This window comes from Enterococcus sp. DIV0691 (assembly GCF_051711145.1).
GTDB classification, from domain to species: domain Bacteria; phylum Bacillota; class Bacilli; order Lactobacillales; family Enterococcaceae; genus Enterococcus_B; species Enterococcus_B hirae.
Window position 1 is genome coordinate 59,625 of record NZ_JBIOLY010000001.1, and the last position, 12,029, is coordinate 71,653.

14 protein-coding genes are annotated in these 12,029 nt (G+C 39.5%); all 14 read left to right on the top strand.

Features of this window, described 5'->3' with window-relative positions:
* Nucleotides 1-205: 205 nt before the first annotated feature.
* The 14 genes from IGJ11_RS00275 to rpsS all read left to right on the top strand — a co-directional run bounded on the left by IGJ11_RS00275 (nucleotide 206) and on the right by rpsS (nucleotide 12,018).
* Nucleotides 206-1,042, top strand: coding sequence for a PRD domain-containing protein (locus tag IGJ11_RS00275; protein WP_010736794.1), 837 nt, complete (start codon nucleotides 206-208; stop codon nucleotides 1,040-1,042).
* Between the two features lie 9 nt (nucleotides 1,043-1,051).
* Nucleotides 1,052-3,028 carry an N-acetylglucosamine-specific PTS transporter subunit IIBC gene (gene nagE / locus IGJ11_RS00280; protein WP_178286985.1) on the top strand — a complete coding sequence of 659 codons (1,977 nt, stop codon included), beginning with the start codon at nucleotides 1,052-1,054 and terminating at the stop codon, nucleotides 3,026-3,028.
* Nucleotides 3,029-3,268: 240 nt separating this feature from the next.
* Nucleotides 3,269-4,738, top strand: coding sequence for a BglG family transcription antiterminator (locus IGJ11_RS00285; protein ID WP_207431786.1), 1,470 nt, complete (start codon nucleotides 3,269-3,271; stop codon nucleotides 4,736-4,738).
* 1 nt (nucleotide 4,739) lies between these two features.
* Nucleotides 4,740-5,228: a PTS sugar transporter subunit IIA gene (locus IGJ11_RS00290; RefSeq protein ID WP_053766556.1), complete on the top strand. Its 489-nt coding sequence runs from the start codon at nucleotides 4,740-4,742 to the stop codon at nucleotides 5,226-5,228.
* Between the two features lie 20 nt (nucleotides 5,229-5,248).
* Entirely contained in the window at nucleotides 5,249-5,563 is a 315-nt protein-coding gene (locus IGJ11_RS00295; RefSeq protein WP_010736797.1) for a PTS fructose transporter subunit IIB, read from the top strand.
* A gap of 15 nt (nucleotides 5,564-5,578) precedes the next feature.
* Nucleotides 5,579-6,661 carry a PTS fructose transporter subunit IIC gene (locus tag IGJ11_RS00300; protein WP_126342725.1) on the top strand — a complete coding sequence of 361 codons (1,083 nt, stop codon included), beginning with the start codon at nucleotides 5,579-5,581 and terminating at the stop codon, nucleotides 6,659-6,661.
* A 24-nt stretch (nucleotides 6,662-6,685) separates the two neighbouring features.
* On the top strand, nucleotides 6,686-7,537 hold the full coding sequence (locus IGJ11_RS00305; RefSeq protein ID WP_010720452.1) for a class II fructose-bisphosphate aldolase: 852 nt from the start codon (nucleotides 6,686-6,688) through the stop codon (nucleotides 7,535-7,537).
* A gap of 18 nt (nucleotides 7,538-7,555) precedes the next feature.
* Complete coding sequence (locus tag IGJ11_RS00310; RefSeq protein WP_178286983.1) at nucleotides 7,556-8,455, top strand: ketose-bisphosphate aldolase; 900 nt, start codon at nucleotides 7,556-7,558, stop codon at nucleotides 8,453-8,455.
* A 459-nt stretch (nucleotides 8,456-8,914) separates the two neighbouring features.
* Complete coding sequence (rpsJ, locus tag IGJ11_RS00315) at nucleotides 8,915-9,223, top strand: 30S ribosomal protein S10 (protein ID WP_010720450.1); 309 nt, start codon at nucleotides 8,915-8,917, stop codon at nucleotides 9,221-9,223.
* 30 nt (nucleotides 9,224-9,253) lie between these two features.
* Nucleotides 9,254-9,883: a 50S ribosomal protein L3 gene (gene rplC / locus IGJ11_RS00320; protein WP_002290445.1), complete on the top strand. Its 630-nt coding sequence runs from the start codon at nucleotides 9,254-9,256 to the stop codon at nucleotides 9,881-9,883.
* 27 nt (nucleotides 9,884-9,910) lie between these two features.
* Complete coding sequence (gene rplD, locus IGJ11_RS00325; RefSeq protein ID WP_010720449.1) at nucleotides 9,911-10,534, top strand: 50S ribosomal protein L4; 624 nt, start codon at nucleotides 9,911-9,913, stop codon at nucleotides 10,532-10,534.
* Complete coding sequence (gene rplW, locus IGJ11_RS00330; protein WP_002290449.1) at nucleotides 10,534-10,824, top strand: 50S ribosomal protein L23; 291 nt, start codon at nucleotides 10,534-10,536, stop codon at nucleotides 10,822-10,824. The genes rplD and rplW overlap by 1 nt, the downstream gene beginning before the upstream one ends.
* Before the next feature lie 39 nt (nucleotides 10,825-10,863).
* Nucleotides 10,864-11,697: a 50S ribosomal protein L2 gene (gene rplB, locus IGJ11_RS00335; RefSeq protein ID WP_010720448.1), complete on the top strand. Its 834-nt coding sequence runs from the start codon at nucleotides 10,864-10,866 to the stop codon at nucleotides 11,695-11,697.
* Nucleotides 11,698-11,739: 42 nt separating this feature from the next.
* Nucleotides 11,740-12,018: a 30S ribosomal protein S19 gene (gene rpsS / locus IGJ11_RS00340; RefSeq protein ID WP_010720447.1), complete on the top strand. Its 279-nt coding sequence runs from the start codon at nucleotides 11,740-11,742 to the stop codon at nucleotides 12,016-12,018.
* Nucleotides 12,019-12,029: the final 11 nt, after the last annotated feature.

Below are 12,029 nucleotides of genomic sequence, written 5' to 3' on the forward strand. Positions count from 1 at the left end.
GACAAAAAAACGTTCCCTCGATAAAATTAAAGCGTTAACATATTTATTTTTCATGTGACTAGATCATACTAGGCATGGGAAGATTCCGTCGATAAGGAGACTTTGGTGGAATTTTTCTATGCTTTTTTTGTTGTCAAGCTTAAGATTGATAAAGGATGATTGGTCCATGAAGTAACTTTAATTCTGCAGAAAAAGGGTTATTATTATGAAAATCAAAAAGATTTTTAATCAAAATGCGGTCTTAGTCGATGACGATGGACAAGAAAAGGTCGCAATTGGTAAAGGTGTTGGATTCGATAAAAAGCGCAATGACTTGATTTTTCATCGAGAAATTGAGCGGATGTTTGTGATGGAGCCAGAAAGTCAAATGAAACTACAAAGTTTGCTGAATCAAATTGACGAAAAGTTTCTTTTTGCTGCTGAACACATTATTGATCATGCAGAAACAGTTTTAATGAAAAAGCTGAATGAGCATGTGTTGATCGCGTTAACGGATCATATTGCTTTTGCTGCTGAAAATATTCGTAATGGAATTGTTATTCGAAATAAATTACTGCGAGAAATCGAGGCGCTGTACCACGAAGAATTTAGTATTGCGCAATGGGCAGTTGATTATTTGAATCACACTTTAGCTATTCCTTATACATATGATGAAGCGGGTTATATAGCGATACATATCCATAGTGGTCATAGCGGACAAACTAGTAATCATCGTAGCATTCGCGAAGTCACGATCGTGTCGGAAATTATCCAGTTGATTGAAAAAGAGCTGAGGATCGATATCCATTCCGAACAAATGGCACTGAATTATTCTCGTTTAGCAAACCATCTTCGGTTGTTGATCCAACGGTATCACAATCAGCAGTATGCGGTCTTAGACGAGGAGATTATTGAGATAGTCAAACGAAAATATTCAGGAAGTTATGCAGTCGCAAAAAAAATTCGAGTACTTTTAACTAAACAATATCAAATGTCTATTACAAGCGAAGAACTTGGTTATTTAGTTATTCATATCGAACGCTTGCGAGGGACAACAGAATAGGAGAACAAAATGAAAACATACTTACAACGAATGGGACGTTCCTTGATGTTACCAGTAGCAACCCTTCCAGTAGCTGCTTTATTCATGGGGATTGGTTATTGGATCGATCCGACTGGTTGGGGTGGCAATAACATTTTTGCCGCTTTTATGATCAAAGCTGGAGGAACAGTCTTAGATAATTTAGGAATCATTTTTGCTGTTGGATTAGCATTGGGGATGTCTAAGGACAAAGATGGTTCATCAGCATTGGCAGGATTGATCGCCTTTTTAGCGCCAGTCACATTAGTCAATAGTGCTTCTGTCGCATTGTTTACTAAAGTGGATGTTGAAAAAGTGAATATCGCTTTTGATGCAATCAATAATAAAAATGTATTTATTGGAATTTTGGCAGGCTTAGTCGCTGGTGCGATGTATAATCGCTTCAGCGGAGTTAAATTGCCAATGGCGTTGTCTTTCTTTAGTGGAAAACGAGCAGTACCGATCGTAACAGCTGGTTTAATGGCAATTATTTCTGCTTTATTGATTTTTGTTTGGCCACCAGTTTATGATACATTGGTTAGTTTCGGTGAATTGATCTCTGGAATGGGCGCGTTAGGTGCTGGTCTATATGGCTTCTTCAACCGTTTGCTGATTCCAACTGGTTTACACCATGCACTTAACAATGTTTTTTGGTTCAATTTAGCTGGAATTGATGATATCGGTAAATTCTGGGCAAGTGAAGGGGTAAAAGGAGTCACCGGTATGTACCAAGCTGGTTTCTTCCCTGTCATGATGTTTGGGTTACCTGCTGGTGCACTTGCTATCTATCAATGTGCGCGACCAGAAAAGAAAAAAGTGACTGCATCTTTGATGTTAGCTGCCGCTTTCGCTTCTTTCTTTACAGGAGTGACTGAACCGTTAGAATTTTCATTTATGTTTGTCGCTTGGCCATTGTACGTCGTTCATGCTGCTCTAACAGGGATTTCGATGTTTATCGCAGCAACCTTCCATTGGACAGCGGGCTTTAATTTTAGCGCCGGCTTTATTGATTTCTTCTTAAGCTTACGTGTACCTATTGCCAATCAACCATTAATGCTATTGGTATTAGGCTTGGCGATGGGTGTGATTTATTACTTTACATTTTTATTTGTCATCAAAAAATTCAATTTGATGACGCCGGGGCGTGAAGAAGATACTGGAGTTGCAGAAAATGGGGAAGTAGGAACAGTGCCAACTGGTGACAATCGATTTGCCACGCTAGCTAATCAACTTTATCTAGCATTAGGTGGTGCAGCGAACGTTGTTTCCATTGACAATTGCACGACACGTTTACGCTTGTATGTAAAAGATACGGCAAAAGTTGATCAAGGGAAAATCAAAGCAACTGGCGTTCCAGGCCTGAAAGTAATTGATGCCAAAAATATTCAAGTGATCGTTGGAACGGAAGTCCAATTTGTTGCAGATGAAATGAAAAAAATTCATGGAAGTAGCGGCAAAGGAACTGCTCAGTCCACGCCTACTGTGACAACCAAAACAGTCGTTGATCCACAAAACCAAGATATTTTTGCGGTAGCAAATGGGAAGCTAATGCCAATCACAGAAGTGGCAGATGATGTCTTTTCACAAAAAATGATGGGAGACGGGTTTGCGGTTCTACCAACAAATGGCGAAGTGTTTGCTCCAATCGCTGGTACGATTATCAATATTTTTCCAACGAAACATGCAGTTGGTATCAAAACGGAATCAGGAATTGAAGTTCTCTTGCATATGGGGATCGATACCGTGAACTTAAAAGGAGCGCCTTTTACGATCTACGTTGAAGAGGGACAAAAAGTTGCACGTGGTCAATTAATTGCAACCATGGATTTAGCTGCACTGCAATCAGCAAACAAACAATCAGATCTGATCGTTGCTTTTACCAATGGTGAAAAAGTGGCGAAGCTAACGATGGATGCTAGTGGGGTAGTTAAAGCAAATGCTGTGATTGGTCATGTTAAGAGTAATTAAGGAAGAAAACTACTGACACCAATCAATAGTTACTTATTTTCATCGTTTCGTCTAGTTATCACTTTTATGTACTCTGATGTCTCATGTAAAACACCGAAGACAGGTTTTTGCCTGCTTCGGTGTTTTTTGTCTTTTTTGCCATTTTTTGTAAACGCTTTTAAAAATGTCCAGAGTAATGGACAGAACAAAAAATGAGTTGTCAGAAAATTCCGTTATAGTATAAACAAGGAGGTTGAACAAATGCAGCTAAGCAAAAGAGAGAAAGAAATGGTCGAATACTTTGTTAAACATGGCTTATCCCTTACAGCTCAGGAGTTAGCTGAATTTGCCCATGTTTCTACGAAAACGGTCTACCGTACGATTAAAAAGATAAATGATGTGTCTGAAAACGGGGAAATCATTTTGGCAGAGGCAGGCAAAGGATTTCGGTTAGACTACGATAAATATTTAAATGTGAGTGCAACGCATAATGAAAGTCGAACGAGTCAAGGACCTTTGGAAAGAAGAAATGCGATTTTGCTTAATTTGTTGTTTAAGGCACCCAAGAAGTTATTAATCAATGAATTGTTCCATCCGTATTATGTGAGTGATCCGGTAATTAGTAATGATTTGGCTAAGATCAGTTTATTTTTAATGAAAAACCACCTCCAACTTAAACGACAAGGTACCCGAATTGGTATCGAAGGAACAGAAAAACATATTCGTAAAGTAGTGAATATGCTATTAAGTATCCATTTATTGGAAGATAAAAAAGTGGTTCCTAGTCACCCAATGATCAGCTCATTTGATATCAATTTTATTACTTCGATCGTTGAGTTTATCGAACAAAAACTAGTCAGTCGAATTGCCTATCCATATGCAATGAATATTTTTTCTCATATTTATATCTTAGTCAAACGCTTCCGTGAAGGGGTCGTATATTTAGAAGAAGATACGTGGGATTTAGATGAAGAAGATCAGGCGCTGATCCATTATAACCATGAACTGTACCAACTATCAAAGCAAGTCATGCTCAAATTAGGTCAATATTTAAATACGACTCTCCCTGAAAGTGAAACTTTTTATCTTTTTCAATACTTGATTTCCTCCAGGATCGAAAATGGTTCGATTAAACATCAAAATATTTCAAATGAAGCTGAAGAAATCACCCGTTTTTTTTCTGCTACGATGAGCCGGCTCATGGGAGTGGCGATTGATCAAGAACGAAACCGACATGATTTGTATAGTCACATTCAGCCGCTATTGTATCGATTAAAACATGAGATCACAATCAAAAATGATTTATTGCACGATATTGAATTAGAGTACCAGGAAACGTTTCAATTAGTAGAACTTGTCAGTAAAATGGTCCAAAAAAAATTTCATACAAACCATATATCCAAAGATGAAATTGGATTTTTAACATTATACTTTGTGAGATACAAAGAGTTAGCCCCAATAAAAAAACGTGTATTGATCATGTGTAGTAGTGGTGTTGGAACTTCAGAACTATTGAAAGTCAAAGTAAAAAAAGCCTTTCCTGAATTAGAGATTATTGCTGTTTTATCTTCTCGGCAGTACCAGAAAAACCAAGCGGAATTTAGTAAGATCGATTTGATTTTAACAACGGTTTGTTTGAATGAGCCACCGAAGATTCCCACGATATTAGTAAACTCAGTATTTACCAAGCAAGACGAAAAACGTGTGAAGCAAATGTTAGGAGAGATGTGAAATGGTTACAAAACAGGTAATGTCAGAATTTAGTATCGCAAATGTGATTACAGAAAAACTGATACGTTTAGAAATGAAAGCGAAAACAAAAAAAGAAGCGATTCTCGAATTAAGTGAATTACTAAAAGAAAACGGCATTATCAAAGATGTTGATGATTTTTCATCAGATGTCTTTCAACGGGAGAAAGAAGGAATCACAGGGATTGGAAACGGTGTGGCGATTCCCCACGGAAAATCAGCGAGTGTCATTCAGACTTCTTTGGTTGTGGGTAAAGTCGAGACCCCGATTCCTTGGGAATCATTAGATGAGCAGCCTGTAAAGGTCATTATCTTATTTGCAGTAAAAGATACAGATGCCAATACCGTTCATATCAAATTATTACAAAAAGTAGCAATGTTATTAGCAGAAGATACCATTATCGAAAAAATGAATCAGGCAACTAGTAAAGCAGAATTAATGGAACTATTAGCAAAAGAACCAACTGTCTAAAAGAAAAGGAGGAAGAAAAAATGAAGATCGTCGGAGTAGCAGCCTGTACTTCAGGAATTGCACATACGTATATTGCCAAACAAAAATTAGAAAAAGCAGCAAAAGCATTAGGACATGAAGTGCACATCGAAACACAAGGAACAATTGGTACAGAAGACGAGTTATCGAAGGAGGAGATCAAGCAGGCAGATGTCGTCATTATTGCAGCAGATATCAAAATTGGTGGCAAGGAGCGGTTCGAAGGAAAAAAAGTGATTGAGATTCCTACGAACATGGTCATTAAAGCACCGAAAGGGTTGATTACTAAAATTGAAGAAGAACTCAGTAAAACATAAAAGGAGAGGAATTGGATGCTTCGTCAACTACAATTAAAAAAGCATGCACTGACAGCTATTTCATACATGTTACCAGTTGTTGTGACCGCTGGACTCTTGATCGCTATTGGGAATTTAACAGGTGGGCAAGTCATCAATGATTATCAAACGTCTTATTCTGTACCCGATGCCTTAGTTTCTCTAGGGGTTTTGGGCATGGGATTATTGGCTCCAGTGATTTCTGCAGCGATTGCCTATTCCATTGCCGATCGCCCAGGGATTGGTCCAGGTTTGTTTATGGGGTTAATTGCCAATGCCATTGGCGCAGGTTTTTTAGGTGGTATGTTAGGCGGTTACTTGGTGGGGTTCTTTGTCCTGTTATTGGTGAAATATCTCAAAGTTCCTAAGTGGGCACAAGGATTGATGCCGATGATGATCATCCCACTGTTAGCGACCCTTAGTATCGGTTTATTGATGTTTTTCGTGGTAGGTGTGCCGATTGTTTGGGCAACAGAAGCGATGACCGATTTTTTACAAGGACTACAAGGTTCTGGAAAATTCCTCTTTGGGTCAATTGTCGGTGGGATGGCTGCCTTTGATTTTGGTGGACCAGTCAATAAGGTAGCCTCATTGTTTGCTGATGGGATGCTTTTGGAAGGTGTGCAAGAACCAGAAGCTGTGAAAGTGTTAGCGTCAATGGTTCCGCCTTTCGGTGTCACCATTTCATGGGTTTTATCTAAGTTATTTCGGCAAACAAAATATTCAAAAGAAGAAGAAAACAACATTAAGATTGCTTTTCCGATGGGACTTTGCATGATTACGGAAGGCGTTATCCCCTTAGCGGCAGTTGATCCGCTTCGTGTGATCATTTCGTGTACAGCTGGTGCAGCGATTGGCGGAGGTTTGAGTATGTCGTGGGGAATTGGGTCACCAGTTCCTTCTGGTGGGGTCTTTATTATCCCAGCAATGACGGATCCGTTGAAGTTTACTTTTGCCTTATTGATTGGTTCTGCAGTTACCGGCATTCTATTGTTTGTTTTGAAAAAGGCGCCAGCTGAACATCCTGTCGTAGAGGAAGAAGAGGAAGAAGTAGATTTTTCTTCTATTAAATTATCTTAAAAACTGTAGGGAGAAGGATTTGATATGTATGTGTCAATGAAAGAGATGCTCAAAAAAGCAAATCAAGAAAACTATGCTGTCATGGCGATCAATTGCTTTAATCTAGAAACAGCTAAAGCAACGATCCAAGCTGCTGAGGAATTACATGCGCCGATCATCATAGATTTATTGCAAGATCACTTAAAGCAACACATCAATTATCATTATTTAACGAAGCCCATCATCCGTATGGCACAGGATGCCAAAGTCGAAGTAGCAATTAATCTAGATCACGGGCAAGACATCGCATTTGTCAAACAGTGCTTACAAGAAGGATTTTCCAGTGTCATGATGGATGCTTCGATGTATCCCTTGGATCAGAATATCGAAATAACGAGAGCGATGGTCCAATTTGCCCAAACGTATGATGCGAGCGTAGAAGCAGAAGTAGGAAATATGGGGGCAGTCACAGGCGACCATTTTACAGATGATGCCATGTGTACGGACCCAGCAGAAGCAATCCGATTGATCAATGAAACGGGTGTGGACTGCTTAGCGATTTCCTATGGCTCCAGTCACGGAGATTATCCTAAAGGGTACAAACCACGTTTTCGTTTCGATATTGTCCAAGAAATAAAAGAGAAGACTCAACTTCCGTTAGTTTTACATGGGGGGTCAGGAGCGGGAAAAGACAACATTCGCCAATCCATTGAGTTAGGGATCAATAAGATTAATGTTGGTTCTGATTTTATGAAGGCGCAACAACAAAGATGCCAACAGCTTCTACAACAGGAGCCAACGATCGAATACCCCACTCTCATCCAACAAACAGTCATAGCAGGAAAAGAGTTAGTTCAGCAATACATTCAACTATCAGGTTCAACCAATAAATCATAGAAATGGAGAAAATAGACGATGTTAATCAATATGAATCAAATGTTAGAAATTGCCAAGGAAAATCATTTTGCAGTAGGGGCGTTTAACGTTGCTGACAGCAACTTTTTACGAGTAGTCATTGAGGCGGCAGAAGAAAATGATGCACCCGCAATCATTGCAGTCCATCCGACAGAATTAGACTTTACCAAAGATGAGTTTTTCCAATATGCAGTGAGCCGAGCGAAAAACAGCGCTGTGCCTTTCGTTATCCATATGGATCATGGCGATAGCTTAGCAAGTATCATGCGAGGGATTCATTGTGGGTTTAGTTCAGTTATGATCGACGGCTCCTTGTTGCCATTTGAAGAAAATATTGCACTAACAAAAGAAGTGGTAGATGTTTGCCATAAGATCGGGGTTTCGGTTGAAGGCGAACTAGGAACGATTGGTAACACGGGTACTTCAGTAGAAGGCGGTGTATCGGAAGTCATTTATACGAAGCCGGAAGATGCACAGGAATTTGTGGAACGTACAGGAATCGATTCGTTAGCGGTGGCAATCGGAACCGCTCATGGTATCTATCCAAAAGATGTCAAGCCAGCATTGAAAATGGATGTTTTAACAAGTATTAAAGAAAAAGTAGCCATTCCGCTAGTTTTACATGGAGGATCTGCTAACCCAGACGAAGAAATTGAGAAAGCAGTGCAAATCGGTATTCAGAAAGTCAATATTTCATCCGACTATAAATATGCTTTTTATAAAAAGTGTCGTGAGATCTTAGCTACAACAGAGCTATGGGACCCAAATGCCATTTATCCTGAATGTATCGCAGCAGCAAAAGAAGTGGTGAAGCAAAAGATGGAACTCTTCCATTCAATCAACCAAGCAAAAGTCTATCGTCAAGCGAATATTCAACCTTGGCGACAAGAACAGAACTAAAAAAAATAATCCAAACTTTGTTTTTCAAGAAAAGTGTATGGCTTAGATCGTCTATCACTTCCGATAGTTAATAGAATAAAAAACCGTAGAAACCAACATGATTGGGGGTTCTGCGGTTTTTTTGAATAACTGAAGATAGGCGAACTACTATAGGAAGGAAGTTTAGTAGAAATAAAATGTGACATTTAAGGATAAGAGGCATCTAAAGTTATCTAAATGAAAACTTATGAAAACAAATTGTTTTTTACAGGAAAAAAGCCTTGCTTTGTGGATTTATATATATTATAATTACAAAGGTGCGTTTACCTAAACGTAAATGTCACAGACGTGATCTATAGGATTTCGTCGGCTAAGAAACGAGAGGTTGCGACACGCCCGGACGCTTTGCCACGAACGAGCGTGACGGAAATTTTCGTGGAGCTATGTCTACTTTTCAAAATAGGCGAAGGAGGGAACAAGATGGCAAAACAAAAAATTCGTATCCGTTTAAAAGCGTATGAACACCGTATTTTAGATCAAGCGGCGGATAAAATCGTGGAAACTGCAAAAAGAACTGGAGCTAGCGTGTCTGGTCCAATTCCATTACCAACTGAACGCAGTCTTTACACAGTTATTCGTGCGACTCACAAATACAAAGATTCACGCGAACAATTCGAAATGCGTACACACAAACGTCTTATCGACATTGTGAACCCAACACCAAAAACTGTTGATGCTTTGATGAAGCTAGACTTACCATCTGGTGTTAACATCGAAATCAAACTATAATATTAAAATAAAATTAATGGAGGTGTACTCATGACCAAAGGAATCTTAGGGAAAAAAGTGGGAATGACACAAATCTTCACTGAATCTGGCGAATTAATTCCAGTAACTGTTGTAGAAGCTACTCCAAACGTAGTGCTACAAGTGAAAACAATGGAAACTGATGGCTACGAAGCTATTCAAGTTGGTTACCAAGATATGCGTGAAGTTTTATCAAACAAACCTGCGAAAGGTCATGTTGCAAAAGCAAACACGGCTCCTAAGCGCTTCATTCGTGAATTCAAAAATGTTGAGCTAGGAGAATATGAAGTAGGAAAAGAAATTACAGTAGATGTTTTCCAAGCAGGAGACATTATTGATGTAACAGGTACTACGAAAGGTAAAGGATTCCAAGGGGTTATCAAACGTCACGGCCAAAGCCGCGGACCAATGGCTCACGGTTCTCGCTACCATCGTCGTCCTGGGTCAATGGGTCCAGTTGCACCTAACCGTGTATTCAAAAATAAACGTCTTGCTGGCCGTATGGGTGGCAACCGCGTAACAATCCAAAACTTGGAAGTTGTTCGCGTTGATGCAGAAAGAAACGTTATCTTAATTAAAGGAAATGTTCCTGGAGCTAAAAAATCATTAATCACTATCAAATCAGCTGTGAAAGCTAAATAATAGTAGGAAGAAAGGAGGAACTAAGGAATGCCGAATGTAGCATTATTCAAACAAGATGGAAGCCAAAACGGTGAAATCACACTTAACGAAGAAATCTTCGGAATTGAACCAAATGAAAGTGTTGTTTACGATGCAATCGTTATGCAACGTGCGTCATTAAGACAAGGAACACATGCGGTTAAAAACCGTAGTGCTGTTCGAGGCGGTGGACGTAAACCATGGCGTCAAAAAGGAACTGGTCGTGCTCGTCAAGGATCAATCCGCTCACCACAATGGCGTGGAGGTGGCGTAGTCTTTGGACCAACACCACGTTCTTACAGCTACAAACTTCCTAAAAAAGTTCGTCGTTTAGCAATGAAATCTGTATTGTCAGAAAAAGTTGCTGAAAACAACTTGGTAGCAATTGAAGGATTAAGCTTCGATGCACCAAAAACAAAAGAATTTAAACAAGTTCTTGCTAACTTATCTATTGACTCTAAAGTATTGGTTGTTCTAGAGAATGGTAACGACTTTGCTGCTTTATCAGCACGTAACTTACCAAACGTAACTGTAGTAACTTCTGATAACGTAAGTGTTCTAGATGTTGTTTCAAATACAAAAGTGTTAGCAACACAAACTGCTCTTACTCAAATTGAGGAGGTGCTTGCATAATGAACTTACTAGACGTAATCAAACGCCCAGTGATCACTGAAAAATCAATGCTTGCCATGGATGACAAGAAATATACTTTTGAAGTGGACACTCGTGCAAACAAAACTTTAGTAAAACAAGCGGTTGAAGCTGCTTTTGACGTAAAAGTTAAAAACGTGAACATCGTGAACGTACGTGCGAAATTCAAACGTATGGGCAAATATGCAGGATATACAAAAAAACGTCGCAAAGCGATCGTTACATTGACTGAAGATTCAAAAGAAATCCAATTATTCGAAGCTGCTGAATAAGCACTTACTAGATAACTCATTAAATTAGGAGGGAAAAACGTGGCGATTAAAAAGTACAAACCTACCTCAAATGGTCGTCGTAACATGACAGGTTCTGATTTTGCTGAAATCACAACATCAACACCTGAAAAATCATTGTTACAACCATTGAAAAACCATGCTGGACGTAACAATAACGGCCGCATCACTGTACGTCACCAAGGCGGCGGACACAAACGCCAATATCGCGTGATCGACTTCAAACGTAACAAAGATAACGTTGTTGCAACTGTTCAAACGATCGAATACGATCCAAACCGTTCAGCTAACATCGCGTTAGTACACTATGAAGATGGAGTGAAAGCTTACATCTTAGCACCAAAAGGACTACAAGTTGGAATGAAACTTGTTTCAGGTCCAGATGCAGATATCAAAGTCGGAAATGCTCTTCCTTTAGAAAACATTCCAGTTGGTACTGTTATCCACAATATTGAAATGAAACCTGGTAAAGGTGGACAATTAATCCGTTCTGCTGGTACAAGTGCTCAAGTACTTGGTAAAGAAGGCAAATACGTATTGATCCGCTTAAACTCTGGTGAAGTTCGTATGATCTTAGCTGCTTGCCGTGCAACAATCGGTTCAGTAGGTAACGAACAACACGAATTGATCAACATCGGTAAAGCTGGACGCTCTCGTTGGATGCGTAAACGCCCAACTGTACGTGGTAGCGTAATGAACCCTAACGATCACCCACACGGTGGTGGTGAAGGTAAAGCTCCTATCGGACGTAAAGCACCAGTTTCTCCTTGGGGACAACCAGCACTTGGTTACAAAACTCGTGATAAAAAAGCTAAATCAGACAAACTTATTGTTCGTCGTCGTAAAAATAAATAATTTCTTTGACCATGTGTCGCACATTTTGAGAGGAGGTTCACCATGGGTCGTAGTTTAAAGAAAGGACCTTTCGTTGATGAGCATTTAATGAACAAAGTTGAAGCTCAAGCAGGGGTTGAAAAGAAAAAAGTTATCAAAACTTGGTCTCGTCGTTCGACCATTTTCCCAAGTTTTGTTGGATATACCATCGCAGTATACGATGGACGTAAACACGTACCAGTTTACATCCAAGAAGATATGGTAGGACACAAACTAGGTGAATTCGCACCAACAAGAACTTATCGTGGCCATGCTGCAGACGATAAGAAAACGAAACGCTAATTGAGGGGAGG

What these genes read in the sequence shown, in the direction of transcription:
- IGJ11_RS00275 (WP_010736794.1), top strand. Translation starts at nt 206, where the DNA reads ATGAAAATCAAAAAGATTTTTAATCAAAATGCGGTCTTAGTCGATGAC.
- nagE (WP_178286985.1), top strand. Translation starts at nt 1,052, where the DNA reads ATGAAAACATACTTACAACGAATGGGACGTTCCTTGATGTTACCAGTA.
- IGJ11_RS00285 (WP_207431786.1), top strand. Translation starts at nt 3,269, where the DNA reads ATGCAGCTAAGCAAAAGAGAGAAAGAAATGGTCGAATACTTTGTTAAA.
- IGJ11_RS00290 (WP_053766556.1), top strand. Translation starts at nt 4,740, where the DNA reads ATGGTTACAAAACAGGTAATGTCAGAATTTAGTATCGCAAATGTGATT.
- IGJ11_RS00295 (WP_010736797.1), top strand. Translation starts at nt 5,249, where the DNA reads ATGAAGATCGTCGGAGTAGCAGCCTGTACTTCAGGAATTGCACATACG.
- IGJ11_RS00300 (WP_126342725.1), top strand. Translation starts at nt 5,579, where the DNA reads ATGCTTCGTCAACTACAATTAAAAAAGCATGCACTGACAGCTATTTCA.
- IGJ11_RS00305 (WP_010720452.1), top strand. Translation starts at nt 6,686, where the DNA reads ATGTATGTGTCAATGAAAGAGATGCTCAAAAAAGCAAATCAAGAAAAC.
- IGJ11_RS00310 (WP_178286983.1), top strand. Translation starts at nt 7,556, where the DNA reads ATGTTAATCAATATGAATCAAATGTTAGAAATTGCCAAGGAAAATCAT.
- rpsJ (WP_010720450.1), top strand. Translation starts at nt 8,915, where the DNA reads ATGGCAAAACAAAAAATTCGTATCCGTTTAAAAGCGTATGAACACCGT.
- rplC (WP_002290445.1), top strand. Translation starts at nt 9,254, where the DNA reads ATGACCAAAGGAATCTTAGGGAAAAAAGTGGGAATGACACAAATCTTC.
- rplD (WP_010720449.1), top strand. Translation starts at nt 9,911, where the DNA reads ATGCCGAATGTAGCATTATTCAAACAAGATGGAAGCCAAAACGGTGAA.
- rplW (WP_002290449.1), top strand. Translation starts at nt 10,534, where the DNA reads ATGAACTTACTAGACGTAATCAAACGCCCAGTGATCACTGAAAAATCA.
- rpsS (WP_010720447.1), top strand. Translation starts at nt 11,740, where the DNA reads ATGGGTCGTAGTTTAAAGAAAGGACCTTTCGTTGATGAGCATTTAATG.